Source organism: Bradyrhizobium sp. BR 1433 (genome assembly GCF_051547665.1).
In the GTDB taxonomy this organism is placed as follows: domain Bacteria; phylum Pseudomonadota; class Alphaproteobacteria; order Rhizobiales; family Xanthobacteraceae; genus Bradyrhizobium; species Bradyrhizobium australafricanum.
Genome location: NZ_JBPUGG010000001.1, coordinates 2,290,785 through 2,308,032 on the forward strand (window position 1 = coordinate 2,290,785; position 17,248 = coordinate 2,308,032).

Genomic DNA, 17,248 nt, shown 5'->3' on the forward strand with positions numbered 1-17,248 from the left:
GGACGGGGACTAGCTGTGAAGTTGCGCGTTGAGGCCGTCCCAATTTGGCGTACGCTTGGTTGCCTCAAGAGCGCCGCTCTGGGAATTCCGACGAAAAAGCAGGCCCTTCTGGCCCGAGAGTTCTTTGGCTTTCAGGACTCGGCCATCTTCCAAAAGGATGCGCGCGCCTGCCGTGACATAACAGCCCGCTTCGACGATACAATCGTCACCCAATGAAATGCCGATACCGGCGTTGGCTCCGATCAGGCAGCGCTCACCGACTGTAATCCTCTCTTTCCCTCCTCCGGACAGAGTGCCCATGATCGACGCTCCGCCACCAACGTCGCTGCCGCTTCCCACAACCACGCCGGCGCTGATCCGGCCTTCGACCATGCAGGGACCGAGCGTACCCGCGTTAAAATTGCAAAAGCCTTCATGCATGACGGTTGTGCCCGGGGCCAAGTGGGCGCCGAGCCTTACGCGATCCGCATCTGCAATTCTCACGTCCGCTGGCGTCACATAATCGGTCATGCGCGGAAACTTATCCACGCCTGTCACCTCGAATGCGAGGGCACGCTTTCGTGCCTCCATTCGCGCGTCCGGTACACGGGAGCACTCACAGGGACCGAGGGTCGTCCAGGCAACGTTAGGTAAGAGACCGAAAACTCCCTCGAGGTTCAGACAATTCGGCTGGACGAGCCGGTGGCTCAGCAGATGGAGTCGAAGATACGCGTCGTGCACGTCCGTCGGCGCAGATGCAAGGGAGCCAATTTCTGTACGGATTGGAACGATGTCGACATTGCGAATGTCGTCGTGTCGCGCATATCCGTCCGCCGACTCGCCCAACGATCTGCTGACCTCGTCCTTCGTCAGACGGACCGTTGCCGTCTTGCCGGCCTCTACAACCAGGCGCAGCTGAAGAAACCAGGAATCCAGCACGCGACCATCAGCGGCAATCGTCGCAAATCCCTCGCCTCTCGCGCCCCTCAGCTCCATCGTCATCTGAATTTCTCACACTGCGATCCTGCACGTCATGCATACGCGAGTTCTCGTGGAAATGGCAACTTCCAGCTCCTCAAACACGTCCGCTTTGGGCAAAGGGCGACATGGTCCACGCCGCAGCGACCCCGCTCTTATGCTCTGAGCGGATGTCGATCGACGGTGCTTGCGGTGCTGGTCGGGCGAGCGAGTAGCCGGAGCGGCCGGCTCGCCCTCCGCGCTTCGTCCCCGGACCGCTACTCCGCCGCGGTCCGGATATCGATCTTCTCGGCGCGGACCGCGCAGAACTTGAACTCCGGAATCTTGCCGAACGGATCGAGCGCCGGGTTGGTCAACAGGTTGGCCGCCGCCTCCGCGTAGCAGAACGGCATGAAGACCATGTTCTCGGGCACGTCGCGGTCGGCGCGTACCTTGACCTCGACAGCGCCGCGGCGCGTCTCGAGGCGGATGAAGTCGCCGGGCGCGAGCCCCTTCTTGCGCATGTCCTTCGGGGTCATGAAGGCGACCGCTTCGGGCTCGATCTGGTCGAGCACCTGGGCACGGCGCGTCATCGAGCCGGTGTGCCAATGTTCGAGCACGCGGCCGGTCGACAGCACCATCGGGTACTCGTCGTCGGGCAGTTCATCCGGCGGGATCACCTTGGCCGGCACGATCCTGCCGCGGCCGCTTTCGGTCGGGAAGCCGGTGGTGAAGATGATCTCGTTGCCGGGCTTGTCGGGATCGTCGACCGGATAGGTCACCGCGCCCTCGCGCACCAGGCGCTCCCAGCTGATGTTCTTCAGTGACGGCATCAACTCGGCCATCTCGGTGAAGACCTCGCCCGGCCCCGCATAGTTCCAGGGCAGTCCCATCCGCTTGCCGATCTCCTGGATGATCCAGAGATCCTGCCTTGCATCGCCCGGCGGCTTGATCACCTCGCGCGCCAGCTGCACGCGGCGGTCGGTATTGGTGAAGGAGCCGGACTTTTCGGCGAACGCCGAGGCCGGCAGGATGACGTCGGCGTGGAACGCGGTCTCTGTGACGAACAGATCCTGCACGACGAGATGATCGAGCTTGGCCAGCGCCTCGCGCGCGTGCTGCAGGTCGGGATCGGACATCGCGGGATTCTCGCCCTCGACATACATGCCGTGGATCTCGCCGGCGTGGATCGCATTCATGATCTCGACCACGGTCAGGCCGCGCACCGGATCGAGCTCCTGCCCCCAGAGTTTCTCGAAGGCGCCGCGCATGTCGTCGCGGCCGACCGGCTGGTAGTCCGGAAGGAACATCGGGATCAGGCCGGCGTCGGAGGCGCCCTGCACGTTGTTCTGCCCGCGCAGCGGATGCAGCCCGGTGCCGGGGCGGCCGACCTGGCCGGTGATCAGCGCGAGCGCGATCAGGCAGCGCGCATTGTCGGTGCCGTGGACGTGCTGGCTGATGCCCATGCCCCAGAAGATGATCGACGATTTGGCGCGGGCATAGGCGCGCGCGACCTCGCGCAGCGTCTCCGCCGGAATGCCGCAAATCTGGGACATGCGCTCCGGCGTGAACTCCTGGATCTTCGCCTTCAGCTCGTCATAGCCCTCGGTATAGCCGGCGATGTACTGCTCGTCGGTCAGGCCTTCCGTGATGATCGTGTGGATCATCGCGTTCAGCATCGCGACGTCGCTGCCCGGTTTGAATTGCAGGTGCTGCGTGGCGTGGCGCGACAGCGTCTGCCGGCGCGGGTCCATCACATAGAGCTTGGCGCCGCGCTTGGCGGCGTTCTTGATGTAGGTGGCGGCGACCGGATGGTTCACGGTCGGATTGGCGCCGATCACCCAGATCACCTCGGCGTCGGCCGCGGCCGCGAACGGCGCCGACACCGCGCCTGAGCTCAATCCCTCGAACAGCGCCGCCACCGACGAGGCGTGACACAGCCGCGTGCAGTGATCGACATTGTTGGAGCCGAAGCCGGTGCGCACCAGCTTCTGGAACAGATAGGCTTCCTCGTTCGAGCCCTTGGCCGAGCCGAAGCCGGCCAGCGCCTTGGCGCCCTTCTCGTCGCGGATCTTGCGCAAGCCCGCAGCGGCGAGATCGAGCGCCTCTTCCCAGGATGCCTCGCGGAAATGGGTGTAAGGATTGGCCGGATCGACCTGGTCGTTGGCATCCTTCTTGACGCCGGGCAGCCGCACCAGCGGCTTGGTCAGGCGATTGGGGTGATGGATGTAGTCGAAGCCGAAGCGGCCCTTGACGCAGAGCCGGTTATGATTGGCGGGACCATCACGGCCTTCCGCGTAGATCACCTTCTCGTCCTTGACCTGATAGGTGACCTGGCATCCGACGCCGCAATACGGGCACAGCGAATCCACTTTCTTGTCCGGATAGGTGACGCGGGTCTGCTTGTCGTCGAGCATGACCGCCGGCATCAGCGCGCCGGTCGGACAGGCCTGCACGCACTCGCCGCAGGCGACGCAGGTCGATTCGCCCATCGGATCGTCGAAGTCGAACACGATCTTGGCATCGTGGTTGCGGTAGGCCATGCCGATCACGTCGTTGACCTGCACCTCGCGGCACGCCCGCACGCAGAGGCCGCACTGGATGCAGGCGTCGAGATTGACGCTCATCGCCGGATGGCTGGTGTCGGCGTGCCAGCGTTCAGTCGCGGGGAAGCGGCTTTCGGTCACACCGGTCTTCTCGGCCCAGTGCCAGAATTTCGAGTCCGGATCGTGCGAAGTCTCGCGCGCCGGCTGGTCCGCCACCAGCAGCTCCATCACCATCTTCTGCGCCGCAACGGCGCGCTGGCTGGCCGACTTCACCTTCATGCCGACCGTCGGCGTCCGCTTGCAGGACGCCGCCAGCACGCGCTCGCCTTCGATTTCGACCATGCAGGCGCGGCAGTTGCCGTCCGGCCTGTAGTCCGGCGCGGGCGAATAGCACAGATGCGGGATCTCGGTGCCCTGGCGCTTGGCGACCTGCCAGATCGTCTCGCCGGCGCGCGCCTCGACCTGCTGGCCGTCGAGCTCGAACTGAATCGTCAGGCCTGAGTTCTGATTGTTGCTCATTCAAATCCTCGTCGAAATTCGTCTGCTCGGCCTCGCCTACTCGGCGGCTTGCTGCGGACGAAAGCCGTCCGGAAAATATTTGATCACGGTGGTCAGCGGATTGGAGGCCGCCTGACCGAGGCCACAGATCGACGCATCGCGCATCGCCTGGCTCAATTGGTCGAGCAATTCCTTGTTCCAGACCGGCTGCTGCATCAACAGCGCCGCCTTCTCGGTTCCGGCGCGGCACGGCGTGCATTGCCCGCAGCTCTCGTCCTCGAAGAACTTCATCAGGTTCAGCGCGGCGTCCCTGACGTCATCGGCCCGCGAAAGCACGACCACGGCGGCGGAGCCGATGAAGCAGCCATATTTCTCCAGCGTGCCGAAATCGAGCGGGATGTCGTCCATCGACGCCGGCAGGATGCCGCCGGATGCACCGCCCGGCAGATAGGCCTGCAAGGTATGGCCGTCGGCCATGCCGCCGCAGAACTCGTCGATCAACTCGCGCAGCGTGATGCCGGCGGGAGCGACCTTGACGCCAGGATTCTTGACGCGTCCCGACACCGAGAAGCTGCGCAGGCCGTGGCGTTCGTTGCGGCCGTGGCTCTTCCACCAGTCGGCGCCCTTCTCGACGATGTCGCGCACCCACCACAACGTCTCGATGTTGTTGATCAGCGTCGGCAAGCCGAACAACCCGACCTGGAACGGATATGGCGGCTTGTGCCGCGGCAGGCCGCGCTTGCCCTCGATCGATTCCAGCAGCGAGGATTCCTCGCCGCAGATATAGGCACCGGCGCCGCGCCGCAGATGCAGCGTCGGACCACCCGGCGGGAGCTTCGCGATCTCGCGGGCGAGGATCTCGCGGCAGGCCGGGTACTCGTCGCGGATATAGACGTAGACTTCGGGCGCCTCGACCACGTGGGCGCCGATCAGCATGCCCTCGAGGAAGCGATGCGGATCGGTCTCGAGATAATAGCGGTCCTTGAACGTGCCGGGCTCGCCCTCGTCGCCGTTCACGGCCATCAGCCGCGGACCGGGTTCGCCGAGCACGGCGCGCCATTTGCGGCCGGTCGGGAAGCCGGCGCCGCCGAGACCGCGCAGCGACGCATCGTCGAGCGCCTTCAGCAGGTCTTCGCGCGGCAACTCGCCCGAGCGCAGCCGCGTCAACAGTTTGTATCCACCGCCGGCGACATAGGCGTCGTAGTCGACGTAAGGCGGGAGATGCGCGTGGGTGTCACCGCTCTTCGCCGCCGCGAGTACATTGGTGACGGTCGCATGATCGACGAAGTTGTGGCCGACCTCGGCGGTTGGGGCGGTGTCGCAGCGGCCGACGCACGGTGCGCGCACCACGCGGATGCCGGGGCCGGCGCGGTTCTGCAGGTCCTTCAACAGCTGCTCGCCGCCGAGCATCGCGCAGGTCAGCGAATTGCAAACACGCACGGTGAGCGGCGCGATATCAGGCTCGCCTTCCTTCACGATGTCGAAATGCGCGTAGAAGGTGGCGGTCTCGAACACTTCGGCGAATGACAGCTTCATCTCGTCGGCGAGCGCGGCAAGATGCGCCGCCGAGATCTGATGGTATTTGTCCTGGATCAGGTGCAGATACTCGATCAGGAGGTCGCGCCGCCTCGGACGATCGGCGAGCAGCGTCTCGATCTCATGGGCGGCCACGGGGTCGACCTGGCGTCCCTTGGGCGTGGCCTTCGCTCGCTTCCTGCCCTGTCCGGGATGCTCGAACGCACGAACCTTGTGAACGTCGTCTCGACTCATGAAGCCTCGCCTTGGGAACCACGCTTTGCGCGAATTGCACACTGCTTCGACGAACTCTATTCTCTGGTATGCCAGAGGCAAGCAGTTTTAGAACGCCTCTAGCAGCGTCGGGTTGCCGCGTAGGCCATTGTTTATGTTTGCCTATCGGGCGATCTGATTTTGCTATCGCGCACCGGTCGCGCTGCGCGGTCCCGACCGCGTTTCAGCTCTCACAGCAGGTCGGCGTAGCCGAGAAAGCCGACGGCATCGCCAGGTTCAACCCGCACGACGGACTCGCCGAGTTCGACCAGTCCATCGGTCTCGATCAGCGACGACAGCAGACCGGCTCCCTCGCGAGGAAACTTGTTCGCTTCCAGCGTACCGTCCGTCGCCCGTCGCAGCGAGACGCGGACATATTCGCGCCGCCCGCTCTTCTTCTTGTAGCTGAAGGCCGCCCGCACCGGCATCGGCAGCAAGGGGGACGGCACAGCGCCCGATAGCGCCAGCACGGTCGGCCGCACGACATGAACGAAGGTGACGAAACTCGCCACCGGATTGCCGGGCAGGCCGATCAGCGGGGTGCCGTCGATGATTCCCATCGCCACCGGGCGGCCGGGCTTGATCGCCATCCGCCACAGCACCAGCGAGCCCGCCTGCTCGATGCCGGCCCTGACGTGGTCCTCTTCGCCGGTCGAGACCCCGCCGGTGGTCAGGATCAGGTCGTAGCGCCGCGCGACCTGCTTGAGCGCCGCGGCGAGCTCGGCCCGCTCGTCGCGCAGGATGCCGAGATCGCCGACCTCGCAACCGAGCCGCCGCAACATCGCCATCAGCATGAAGCGGTTGGAATCGAACAGTTGCGCTTCGGTGCGCGCGCTGCCGGGCGCAGCCAGTTCATCGCCGGTCGAGAACACCCCGACGCGAAGCCGCCGCACCACATCGAGCGTGGTGAGTCCGAAGGCGGCGGCGACCGCGATATCCTGCGGCCGCAGCCGCCGGGCCGCCGCGAGCGCGACGTGGCCGCGCGGAATGTCTTCGCCGCTGGGGCGCACATTGGCGCCGACCTTCAGGCCGGACGGCAGGATCACGCGCCCGGACTCGTCGATCCGCACGTCTTCCTGCATGAACACGGTGTCGGTGCCATCGGGCATCGGCGCGCCGGTGAAGATCCGCACCGCCTGTCCGGGCTGCGCCGGCTGCGCCGACGCGCCCGCCTGCACCCGCCCCGCGACGGGGAATGTGCGCTCGCCGCTCGCCGGCAGGTCCGCGCCGGATACCGCGTAGCCGTCGACGGCGGAATTTTTGAACGGAGGCAGCGCAAGCGGCGCGACAATGTCGCCGGCCAGGATGCGTCCGTCCGCATCCACCAGGGCAACGGCTTCGGTCTCGCCGACAGGCTTGACCCGCGCGGCGATGATCGCGACGGCCTCATCGACCGACATCATCGGTCCGCCGAATGCGAAGCAGTCGTCCGAAAGCTGCGCCATGATCTCCCTCAGTCCTCGCCATCGACAAGATTTGTTCGACCCGGATCGCGAACTGCGGCGTTATCCTTAAAGCCGGACCGATCGATGGCAGTTCCCGCGACGCGGCGGAGAGTCGCCAGTCAGTCTCCGAACGTGCTTATATCCCCAGCTGCGTTGCCATGTGAACCCATCTGGACGTCAAGCAGTGCCCGAGAAAACCGCCGCTCCCATCATTGTTCCTGATCCGGACGATCCGCGCCTGACGGAGCGCGTGGTCGGCGTCGATCAGACCGGCGCGCGGACCGAGATCAAGGTGCCGGTCGAGCGGCCGCTGACGCTGTATCTCAACGCGCAGGAGATCGTCACGATGATGACGATCAACGACTACCCCGAATACCTCGCGCTCGGCTACCTGCTGAACCAGAACATGCTCAAATACGACGACATCGTCACCGAGGTCGAATATGACGACGATCTCGAGGTTGTCGTGGTGCGCACCGCCCACCACACCAATTTCGAGGCCAAGCTGAAGAAGCGCACGCAGACCTCGGGCTGCGCCCAGGGCACGGCGTTCGGCGACCTGCTCGAAGCCGTCGAGAAGGTCGCGCTGCCGAAGGCCGAATTGCGGACCTCCTGGCTCTACCGGATGACGCACACCATCAACACGATGCCGTCGCTCTATCTGGAAGCCGGCGCCATCCACGGCTGCGTGCTGTGCAAGGAGGCGACGCCGGTGTGCTACACCGAGGACGTCGGCCGGCATAATGCCGTCGACAAGATCGCGGGCTGGATCTACCGGCACAATGTCGATCCCGCCGACAAAATTCTCTACACCACAGGGCGGCTGACCTCGGAGATGGTGATCAAGACGGTGCGGATGGGGATCCCGATCCTGGTCTCGCGCTCCGGATTCACGGCATGGGGCGTCGATCTGGCGCGGCAGGTCGGGTTGACGCTGGTCGGTCGCGCCCGCGGCAAGCGCTTCATCGCGCTGTCGGGCGAGGAGCGGATCGTCTACGACCAGAACCTCGACTATGTCGAAGAGGAATCGATGCGTCACAAGCGCAAGGGCGAGACCGACAATGACTGACATTCCGGGGACTAGCATCCCGGGCGTGCTGCTCGCCGGCGGCCTCGCGCGCCGGATGGGCGGCGGCGACAAGCCGATGCGCAAGATCGCGGGCCGCACCATTCTGCAACGGGTGATCGACCGTCTCGCCCCGCAATGCAGTGGGCTGATCATCAACGCCAATGGCGACCCGGCGCGCTTCGCCGCGTTCGACCTTCCGGTCGTCGCCGACGATGTCGCCGACAATCCGGGTCCCCTCGCCGGCATCCTGGCCGCGCTCGACTGGACCGCCGCCAACCGGCCGGATGCGCAATGGGTGCTGAGCGCCGCGGGCGACTGTCCGTTTCTGCCGCGCGACCTCGTCACGCGCCTCGAACAAGCGCGTCGAGCGCAGAATGCCGAGCTCGCGGTCGCTTCATCCGATGGGCAGACGCATCCGGTGATCGGCCTCTGGAGCGTGCGCCTGCGGAATGAATTGCGCCAGGCGCTGGTCGTCGAGGACGTGCGCAAGATCGACCGCTGGACCGCGCGCTATCCGCTCGCAACGGTCGAGTGGCCCACCGAGCCGCTCGATCCGTTCTTCAATGCCAACACCGTCGAGGACATCGCGGAAGCCGACCGCCTCGCCGCGCTCGACGGCGGATAGAGCATCGGTTCTGATTGAATCAGAACCGAAGCTTTAGATTCTTCGTTTTGACGCGTTTTCTTCACGCGAACCGGCGTCCACTTCGCTCGAAAACGCTCTGATGTCCGCCGACCGGCTCAGCTCGGCCACGGCGTGTTGCGGATCCGGGTGCAGGCGTTCGGCCTGTGAAATGTGGGATCGCGCTCCGCGACGAAGTCGAAATTGACAGTGCCGAACGTGGTCTGCGGCTTCTTCAGGGCCGAGCAGGTCTGAACCTCGATGAACTCGTTCTTGAAATCGCCGCGGGGCAACGCGGCAAGGACGCCGTCGCGCTGCTCGGCGGTGTAGTCATCGTATCCGACGCCGACGGCATCGACCAATACGCCCGCATTGGTGAGCGCGATCTCCGGCCGCATGTATTGCGGAATGCCGGGCGTGGTGTGCAAGGCGATCGCCTCCCACACCAGGTCTGCTTTGGGCTCGGCGATGCCGTGACTCCTGAGAAATTTGCGCGCCGCATCGGCGCCGTCGACCTCAAACCGTTTGGTCTCGGTATGAAAATGATCGACGAGGCCAAGATCATGAAACAGCGCGGCAACATAAAGCAGTTCAGCGTCGAACTTCAGATTTTGCCTGGCGCCCTTGAGCGCGCCGAACACAAACACGCGGACCGAGTGATTGAACAACATCTCGGTCTCATATTGCCGCACCAACTCGGCGGCCTCCCGCGCGATCTTGCTGTCCGGGATTCGAATGCCGGAAATCGTGTCCGCCATCATCGCACTCCTGCCTCTATCTGTAGCCTCGCCGGACATGCGTTGGCTGCCCTACAGCATCGGGATTGACGCGCGGCGGCAAACTCGCTGCGGTGAATAGTTATCCGCTACGTAAGCCGCAAAGGGTAAACCGGAAGTCCTTCGCTGCTTGAAGATTTTGCAGGAAGATAGTGAGGCTGATGCAAGGTCAGGCTCAGCGCACCTGGGCCACGCCGATTCGCGCTACGCCCCCTGCCTCCGCCGCCCGCAGATAGTCCAGCATCAGACGGCTGGTTGCCGACAGATGCGCGGTGTCGCGGACCACGATCTTCAGCTCGCGCCGTCCCCAATCGTCGCGCAGCGGGATCGCGCGAAGGCCCATGCCGGCGCCGACCACCTCGAAGGCGCGGTCGGGGATCAGCCCGAGCCCCATATTGGCCTGCACCATGCGGCAGACCGCGTCGAAGCCGGGCACATTGATGCGCAGCCGCATCGCCTTGCCGGCTTGCGTCGCCGCATATTGCGAGCGCAGATAGATCGAGCTCGCGGTGTGCAAGCCGATATGGTCGAAATCGAGCGTCTCGGTGAACAGCAATGTCTCGCGGCCGGCCAGCCGATGGTCGGCGCGCATCACCACCACCAGATTGTCGTAGCGATAATGGAAGACCTCGAGCGCGCGGCTGTCGGCCTCGGCCGAGCAGATGCCGATCTCGGCCGCGCCCTCCTCGATGCCGCGCACCACCTGCCCGCTCGGCCGCTCCTGCAGATCGACGCGGAGTAATTCATGCGCGGCGAAGAAGGCGGAGAGATCCTCGGGCAGGTATTGCACGATCGCCGAGAGGTTGGCGAGCATGCGGACATGGCCGCGCACGCCTTGCGAATATTCCGACAGCTCGACCGCGATCTTCTCGACATTGAGCAGCGTCACCCGGGCGTGGTGCAGCAGCGCCTCGCCGGCCGGCGTCAGCGCCATGCCCTTGGCGAGCCGCTTGAACAGCGTGACGCCGAACGCCAGCTCGAAATCGTTCATCCGCTTCGACACCGCCGATGCCGCGATCCCCTCGCGCTGCGCGGCGCGGGTGAGGTTCTGCTCGTCGCAGACCGCGACGAACAGGCGAAGCGTTGTCAGGTCGACCCGGCGCGTCAGCGCGGTCTCCGCCGGCGTGGCGGCGCGCGGAAGGTCTGTCACGATGGAGGAGATCGGCATGGACGGCGTTCCCCGGGAAAGAACGCAGCGTAGCGCTGGAGATGGCGCGGAAGATTCCAAAGCAGTGCGGGATGAGACGGAATATTGGTAAATTATTCCAACGACAACCGGAATGATCTAATTATATTCCAATCGGGCCAACTACCGCCGTCATTGCGAGGCGCGAAGCGACGAAGCAATCCATGTATCAGGAATCGGAGAGATGGATTGCTTCGCTACGCTCGCAATGACGGAGGACTCTCGCTCTAGATCTGCACGCCCAAACGAAAAACGCGGCGCCGGAGCGCCGCGTTTCAACTTGTCGGTCGATCTCGGTCGTCAGCCCGCGGCCTTGGCCGGGACGTCGCGCTGGCGCTTCATCACGATCTTGTTCAGCGCGCCGAGATAGGCCTTTGCGGAGGCGACCAGCGTGTCCGGATCGGCGGCGCGGGCGGTCATCGAGCGACCTTCATGGGCCAGACGCACCGAGACTTCGGCCTGCGCGTCGGTGCCTTCGGTCACCGCGTGCACCTGATAGAGCTCCAGCTTGGCCTCGTGCGGCACCAGGCGCTTGATGCAGTTGAAGACGGCGTCGACCGGGCCGTTGCCCTCGGCCTCCTCGATCTTGATCTGGCCGTCGACGTCGAGCTTCATGGTCGCGCGCTGCGGGCCATGGGTGCCGGCGATCACGGTCAGCGAGGTCAGCTTGATGCGGTCGTGAGCGGCCGCCATCTCCTGGTCGACCAGCGCCTCGATGTCCTCGTCGTAGATGTCCTTCTTGCGGTCGGCCAGCGCCTTCATCCGCGTAAAGGCATCCTCCAGCTGGTTGGCGCCGAGCTTGTAGCCCATCTCCTCCAGCTTGTGGATGAAGGCGTGGCGGCCGGAATGCTTGCCGAGCACCAGCGAGGACTGCTTCAGGCCGACCATCTCGGGCCGCATGATCTCGTAGGTCGAGGCGTCCTTCAGCACGCCGTCCTGATGGATGCCGCTCTCATGCGCGAACGCGTTACGGCCGACGATTGCCTTGTTGTACTGCACCGGGAACGAGGTGGCCGCGGACACCACCTTCGAGGCGCGGGTGAGCTGCGTGGTGTCGATCTTGTTCCAGAGCGGAAACTTGTCGTTCCGCACATTGATCGCCATCACGATCTCTTCCAGCGCGGCATTGCCGGCGCGCTCGCCGATGCCGTTGACGGTGCACTCGACCTGCCGCGCGCCACCGACGACGCCGGCCAGCGAGTTCGCGACCGCCATGCCGAGGTCGTTGTGGCAATGCACCGAGAAGATCGCCTTGTCGGAGTTCGGCACGCGCTCGATCAGCGTGCGCATGAAGTGGGTGTATTCCTCCGGCACCGTGTAGCCGACGGTATCGGGGATGTTCACCGTGGTGGCGCCGGCCTTGATCACCGCTTCCACGATCCGGCACAGATAGTCCATCTCGCTGCGGGTGCCGTCCTCGGCCGACCATTCGACGTCGTCGATCTGGTTGCGGGCGCGGGCGACCATCGCGACCGAGGTCTCGATGACCTCCTCGGGGGTCTTGTTCAACTTCACCCGCATATGCAGCGGCGAGGTCGCGATCACGGTGTGGACGCGGCCGCGGCGGGCGAACTTCACGGCTTCGGCGCAGCGGTCGATATCGGCCGGATGGGCGCGGGACAGGCCCGCGATGACCGAGTTCTTGGAGCGGCGGGCGATCTCGCTGACCGCCTGGAAATCGCCTTCCGAGGTGATCGGGAAGCCGGCTTCGATGACGTCGACGCCCATGTCGTCCAGGAGCTCGGCAACCTCGAGCTTCTCCTCGAAGGTCATGGTGGCGCCGGGGCACTGCTCGCCGTCGCGCAAGGTGGTGTCGAAAATGATGACGCGGTCCTTCTCGGACTTGTTCGCGGTGGCCATGTCAGAAATTCCTTTAAGCTTGGCGCCCGTCATGTTGCTCCTTGAGCAATTACTTGGGCGATATCAGGGTTCGGTGATCTCGTACAAACCCCTGAGTGCCCAGGCGCAAACGCCCAGCCGGCCCTCAGGGGCAGGTAAGAAGGAGCCCGCCAATAAGCAGGGTGGGGGCTGCGGCAGGGATCGTGGCGGTAGCCTCGGCCACCTCCCCCGAAATCCCATCAATTTGGCCGCGAATCAGCATTGTCAGACCCTGTTGAGCGCCAAAATTCTCGGGCAAAACCATTGACGGTTGGTTGCCGGGACGCGCTGTGCGCCGTCGTTCTAGACGATTATGGCAAGCTGCCGCAATGGGTAAAGATGGTCAGTTGGGTTGACCTATCGTTGCCGCATGGCTTGGGCGCGATCGCCCTCACCTGACTTCCGCCCGGGGCTCAGCTCGTTGCACCGCGGGTATCATCGCCCATGCTCCTCGCCGGACCACAGCCACGTGCCGCAGCATCCAGGTGTGAAGCCAACCAGCGAGGATCACGGACACGATCGTGATCACCAGACCGCCGATCAGGTCCGCGACGTAGTGACCGCCGACGATCGGCGTTGCCAGGATCATGCCCAGATTGACGAGCGTCATCGGGATGCGCAGCCAGCGGATGTTCCAGCTTGCCCAGATCAGGATCAGGGCTGCCGCGCAATGGAAGCTAGGAAACGCGATCAGTCCCTTGCCCTGGAAATTGCGCAGGCTTCTGAGGCTTCCTTCGCGAATCCGGATCAGCTCATCGATCCAGCCGTCGGACGACAGCGGCAAATTCCGGAACGAGGATATCTCGGTATCGCTGAGATGCAGATGGGTCCACGCCGTGGTGGCCGGAACCAGGGCAAAAATCCCAATCGTCAGCAGCAGTGATATGATCGCCGCCAGGATGAATTTCTCAAGCGTCTTGACATCCTTCTTGATGGCCAGCGCCAGGATCACAACATTGGGCAGATAAAAAATCGAGTTATAGAATTCGCTCACGATGCGGACCATCGTGTCCGAGCCCGCGAAGAACCCCACATAAGCTCTCCAATCATATCCGATCAGCTGATCAGCACGCAGCAATTGGTCGTCGATCAAGGGATCGGCCGACTGTCGCGGCGGCATAGGTCAACATCGTCGCGGCGATCGCAACCACCAGATTCTGCGACCAGCAGTTTATGAACAATTGGACGAATTGGATTCGCAGTCCCTTTGTCACGAGGTAGGCGCTGAGCAAGATCGCTGCCATCCCGCCATAGCCGGCCCAATTGACATCGACGTGCCGGAATCCGGACCAATGGAAGGCAGCAAAGCAACCAGCCAGGAACAGCAGGACAGGCGCCCATAGCACGCCCGTCAGTGCGACATCGTTCGCGTTGTGACTGCCTGTCGCTAAATCTGTGGTTGTCCTGCCCCCATGTTGCGTCAATTCATTAAGATTGCCTTGCGAGCGGCCGGTACGCGCTGGGAATATCCGCATGCGACAAACATGGGACGCGGCGCCTACTTCTTTGCAGACGTCTTCTCGCCCGCCCCGCCCTTGCCTTCCGCCTCCAGCGCCGCGCGGACGCGCTTGAATTCGCTTAAGTCGGCCTTGTCGACTTCAGGGAATTTCAGGTCGAGCCCGTCGAGGGCGTTGACGATGGTCGAGCCGATCACGACGCGGGCGAACCATTTGTGGTCGGCGGGCACGATGTGCCAGGGCGCCTCTTTGGTTGCGGTGTGATGGATCATGTCCTGATAGGCGGCCTGATATTTGGCCCACAGCTTGCGCTCGGCGACATCGGCCATCGAGAACTTCCAGTTCTTGGCCGGCTCCTCGAGCCGGTCGAGGAAGCGCTGGCGCTGCTCCTCCTTGGAGACGTTGAGGAAGAATTTCAGGATCACGGTGCCGTTGCGCGACAGATAGCGCTCGATCGCCGCAATGTCCTCGAAGCGCTCGCGCCAGATGTTCTTGGTGACCAGGCGCTTCGGGATCTTCTGCTTGTCGAGCACTTCCGGATGCACCCGCACCACCAGGCACTCCTCGTAATAGGAGCGGTTGAAGATGCCGATGCGGCCGCGTTCCGGCAGCGCGATCATCGCGCGCCACATGAAGTCGTGATCGAGCTCCCGGGTCGAGGGCTGCTTGAAGGAAGAAACCTCGCAGCCCTGCGGATTGACGCCCTCGAACACGCTCTTGATCGCGGAATCCTTGCCGGCGGCATCCATGCCCTGGAAGATCAAGAGCAGCGACCAGCGATCCTGGGCGTAGAGCTTCTCCTGGAAGTCGTTGAGCCGCTTGCGGTTGGCCTCGATGATCTTGCCGCCGGCGTCCTTGTCGATGCCGCCCTTCTCGGCGGTCGGATACGATTTGAGGTGAAATTCGTCCGACCCGTCGAAGCGGAACGGCGCGACCAAGGGCTTCAGTTCATCGGCGAGCGATGGGGACGGTTTGTTGCTCATGGCTTCTCGACGGCTTGCGTGGCGATTTGATCCGGTCGATCACGCCACCAAGAATGCCCTTGGGCAGGAAGATGATGAACAGCACCAGCAGCACGCCATAGACCAGATTGTCCCAGCCGACCGCCTTGGTGCCGAAAGAGATGCGCAGCACCTCGGCCAGCACGATCGTGATGACGGCGCCGACCGTCGGTCCCAGCGCGACATAGACGCCGCCGACGATCGCCGCGAACACCATCTGCAGGGAGACCGCGATGCCGCTCACCGTGTCGGGCGAGATGAACATCTGGTACTGGCAGTAGAGCGCGCCCGACAGCGCGGTCATCAGCGCGCTGATCAGGGTGATCTTGAGCTTCTCGGCGGTGACGTTGACGCCCGCGGCGGCGGCGGCGTCCTCGTCTTCCGAGATCGCCTCCATGGCATGGCGGATCATGCTGCGATCGATCGCGCGCCAGATCACGAGGCCGGCGAGCCAGACCGCGAGCGCGATCAGATACCAGGTGGTCTTGTCGTCGAATTGCAGCGCGAGCAGCCCCTTGCCGCTCGGCGCGCGCTGCGGCGTGTAGCCGAGCGAGCCGCCGGTGTAGTCGCGAGTCGCGGTGATGACCTGCAGCACGATGCCCGACAGCGCCAGCGTCACCAGCACGAAATAATGCCCGGTGATGCGAAAGCGAAAGCAGGGATAGGCGACGACGAGCGCGAGCACGCCGGCGGTCGCCATGCTGACGGGAATGCCGATCCAGGGCGACACGCCGAGATGGTTCCACAGCAGCGCGGTGACATAGGCGCCGATGCCCATGAAGCCGCCATGGCCGAGCGAGACCAGGCCGAAGCGCCCCATGATCGACCACGAGGTGTAGGCGAACGACCAGATCAGGATCAGCACCAGCACGTGCAGATGATAGGGATCGCGATGCACGAAGGGCACCGCGACGAGCGCGATCAGCGCGATGATCCAGCCGGCGGCTTGCCTGTTCACGAGCGCCTCGCCAGCAGGCCCGCGGGCCGGATGAACATCATGACGATGAAGAAGGCGAAGGCCAGCACGTAGCCCCATTCGAGATCGGAGAACAGGCCGCCGAGCGAGATGATCTCGGCGAACACGAAGGCGGCGATGAAGCCGCCGAAGAAATTGCCGAGCCCGCCTAGCACGCAGATCAGGAAGGTGATCGGCCCGAACGACAGGCCGACGAACGGATGCACGTCATATTGCAGCACCAGGAGGCAGGCGGCGAGGCCGGCAAGCCCGCCGCCGATCGCCGAGGTAACGAGATAGATGCGCTTGGGGTCGACGCCCATCAGCGGCATGATCTGGCGGTCCTGCGCGATGGCGCGGATCGCGGTGCCGGTGAAGGTGCGGGTCAGGAACAGATAGACGCCGATCATGCCGAGCAGCGCGGCGGCGAACGACAGCAGCCGCGCGTAGCTGAAATTCATCTCGCCGAGCGCGAGCACCGGCAGGCGGATGCCAAGATTGCGGAAGTCGATGCCGAAGGCGACCGTGGCAAAGCTCTGCAGGATGAACAGCACGCCGCCGGTAGCGAGCAGCTGGTTGATCGGCGGTGCGGTCAGCAGCGGCGCAATCACGAAGAAATGCAGCGCGCCGCCGAGCAGCGCCACCAGCAGGATCACCAGCGGCGCGGCCGCCCAGTATGGCAGGCCGTAGTACTGCACGAGATAGTACATGCCGTACATGCCGATCATCACGAGCTCGGCGTAGCAAATCCAGGTGACGTCGATGACGCCGAAGATCAGGTTGAGCCCGAGCGCAAGCAGCGCCAGCACGCCGCCGAGCAGGATGCCGTTGATGACGGCCTCCAGCAGGTAGATGTCGAAGATGTCGAGGAAGGATTGCATGGTGGCTCTGCCTTAGACCGAGGCGTCGTCATCTGGCCGAACTCGAACTAGCGCAACCGTCATCCCGAGGTGCGAGCGGAGCGAGCCTAGAAGGATGCACGGCCCGTTTGTGGCCGATTCATCCTTCGAGGCGCGCAAGAGCGCGCACCTCCCGAGCGAACGCAAACGCGTTCGTCCGGGGATGACTGGAAATATGTGAGTGCGCTTGCT

General features: G+C 64.1%; 13 protein-coding genes. 2 read left to right on the forward strand and 11 right to left on the reverse strand.

The genetic code is table 11. The annotated features are described in order from the left end of the window. Window positions 1-9: 9 nt before the first annotated feature. From dapD to ACSKB9_RS11580, 4 genes are all read right to left on the reverse strand, one after another. The gene (dapD, locus tag ACSKB9_RS11565) at window positions 10-981 is read right to left on the reverse strand and encodes a 2,3,4,5-tetrahydropyridine-2,6-dicarboxylate N-succinyltransferase (protein WP_438073244.1); all 972 of its coding nucleotides are present in this window, start codon (window positions 979-981) and stop codon (window positions 10-12) included. A 233-nt stretch (window positions 982-1,214) separates the two neighbouring features. Further along, a complete protein-coding gene (fdhF, locus tag ACSKB9_RS11570; RefSeq protein ID WP_438073245.1) occupies window positions 1,215-4,001 on the reverse strand; it encodes a formate dehydrogenase subunit alpha in 2,787 nt (928 codons plus the stop codon). Between the two features lie 36 nt (window positions 4,002-4,037). Further along, window positions 4,038-5,750 carry an NAD(P)H-dependent oxidoreductase subunit E gene (locus ACSKB9_RS11575; protein ID WP_438073246.1) on the reverse strand — a complete coding sequence of 571 codons (1,713 nt, stop codon included), beginning with the start codon at window positions 5,748-5,750 and terminating at the stop codon, window positions 4,038-4,040. Window positions 5,751-5,959: 209 nt separating this feature from the next. After that, window positions 5,960-7,213 (reverse strand): molybdopterin molybdotransferase MoeA, encoded by a 1,254-nt coding sequence (locus ACSKB9_RS11580; protein ID WP_438073248.1) that lies wholly within the window; start codon window positions 7,211-7,213, stop codon window positions 5,960-5,962. A 184-nt stretch (window positions 7,214-7,397) separates the two neighbouring features. Between ACSKB9_RS11580 and ACSKB9_RS11585 the strand changes: the two genes are divergently transcribed. Next, window positions 7,398-8,282 (forward strand): formate dehydrogenase accessory sulfurtransferase FdhD, encoded by an 885-nt coding sequence (locus ACSKB9_RS11585; RefSeq protein ID WP_438073249.1) that lies wholly within the window; start codon window positions 7,398-7,400, stop codon window positions 8,280-8,282. Next, window positions 8,275-8,907 (forward strand): molybdenum cofactor guanylyltransferase MobA, encoded by a 633-nt coding sequence (mobA, locus tag ACSKB9_RS11590; RefSeq protein ID WP_438073250.1) that lies wholly within the window; start codon window positions 8,275-8,277, stop codon window positions 8,905-8,907. The genes ACSKB9_RS11585 and mobA overlap by 8 nt, the downstream gene beginning before the upstream one ends. A gap of 116 nt (window positions 8,908-9,023) precedes the next feature. Here the strand turns inward: mobA and ACSKB9_RS11595 are convergent, their stop codons facing one another. The 7 genes from ACSKB9_RS11595 to ACSKB9_RS11625 all read right to left on the reverse strand — a co-directional run bounded on the left by ACSKB9_RS11595 (window position 9,024) and on the right by ACSKB9_RS11625 (window position 17,038). Further along, the gene (locus tag ACSKB9_RS11595) at window positions 9,024-9,662 is read right to left on the reverse strand and encodes an HD domain-containing protein (RefSeq protein WP_157348181.1); all 639 of its coding nucleotides are present in this window, start codon (window positions 9,660-9,662) and stop codon (window positions 9,024-9,026) included. Between the two features lie 193 nt (window positions 9,663-9,855). Continuing rightward, window positions 9,856-10,848, reverse strand: coding sequence for a LysR substrate-binding domain-containing protein (locus ACSKB9_RS11600; protein WP_438073252.1), 993 nt, complete (start codon window positions 10,846-10,848; stop codon window positions 9,856-9,858). A 318-nt stretch (window positions 10,849-11,166) separates the two neighbouring features. Then, entirely contained in the window at window positions 11,167-12,726 is a 1,560-nt protein-coding gene (locus ACSKB9_RS11605) for a 2-isopropylmalate synthase (protein WP_438073254.1), read from the reverse strand. Between the two features lie 409 nt (window positions 12,727-13,135). Further along, window positions 13,136-13,837: a phosphatase PAP2 family protein gene (locus ACSKB9_RS11610; RefSeq protein ID WP_438073256.1), complete on the reverse strand. Its 702-nt coding sequence runs from the start codon at window positions 13,835-13,837 to the stop codon at window positions 13,136-13,138. A gap of 405 nt (window positions 13,838-14,242) precedes the next feature. Next, window positions 14,243-15,184 (reverse strand): polyphosphate kinase 2 family protein, encoded by a 942-nt coding sequence (locus ACSKB9_RS11615; RefSeq protein ID WP_438073258.1) that lies wholly within the window; start codon window positions 15,182-15,184, stop codon window positions 14,243-14,245. Beyond that, window positions 15,150-16,160 carry a branched-chain amino acid ABC transporter permease gene (locus ACSKB9_RS11620; RefSeq protein WP_438073260.1) on the reverse strand — a complete coding sequence of 337 codons (1,011 nt, stop codon included), beginning with the start codon at window positions 16,158-16,160 and terminating at the stop codon, window positions 15,150-15,152. The genes ACSKB9_RS11615 and ACSKB9_RS11620 overlap by 35 nt, the downstream gene beginning before the upstream one ends. Continuing rightward, a complete protein-coding gene (locus ACSKB9_RS11625; RefSeq protein ID WP_438073262.1) occupies window positions 16,157-17,038 on the reverse strand; it encodes a branched-chain amino acid ABC transporter permease in 882 nt (293 codons plus the stop codon). The genes ACSKB9_RS11620 and ACSKB9_RS11625 overlap by 4 nt, the downstream gene beginning before the upstream one ends. Window positions 17,039-17,248: the final 210 nt, after the last annotated feature.

Bases quoted from the DNA above. Each gene is read 5' to 3' on its own strand.
- ACSKB9_RS11580 (WP_438073248.1), bottom strand. From the start codon at position 7,213: ATGGCGCAGCTTTCGGACGACTGCTTCGCATTCGGCGGACCGATGATG.
- ACSKB9_RS11595 (WP_157348181.1), bottom strand. From the start codon at position 9,662: ATGGCGGACACGATTTCCGGCATTCGAATCCCGGACAGCAAGATCGCG.
- mobA (WP_438073250.1), top strand. From the start codon at position 8,275: ATGACTGACATTCCGGGGACTAGCATCCCGGGCGTGCTGCTCGCCGGC.
- ACSKB9_RS11575 (WP_438073246.1), bottom strand. From the start codon at position 5,750: ATGAGTCGAGACGACGTTCACAAGGTTCGTGCGTTCGAGCATCCCGGA.
- ACSKB9_RS11600 (WP_438073252.1), bottom strand. From the start codon at position 10,848: ATGCCGATCTCCTCCATCGTGACAGACCTTCCGCGCGCCGCCACGCCG.
- ACSKB9_RS11625 (WP_438073262.1), bottom strand. From the start codon at position 17,038: ATGCAATCCTTCCTCGACATCTTCGACATCTACCTGCTGGAGGCCGTC.
- fdhF (WP_438073245.1), bottom strand. From the start codon at position 4,001: ATGAGCAACAATCAGAACTCAGGCCTGACGATTCAGTTCGAGCTCGAC.
- dapD (WP_438073244.1), bottom strand. From the start codon at position 981: ATGACGATGGAGCTGAGGGGCGCGAGAGGCGAGGGATTTGCGACGATT.
- ACSKB9_RS11605 (WP_438073254.1), bottom strand. From the start codon at position 12,726: ATGGCCACCGCGAACAAGTCCGAGAAGGACCGCGTCATCATTTTCGAC.
- ACSKB9_RS11615 (WP_438073258.1), bottom strand. From the start codon at position 15,184: ATGAGCAACAAACCGTCCCCATCGCTCGCCGATGAACTGAAGCCCTTG.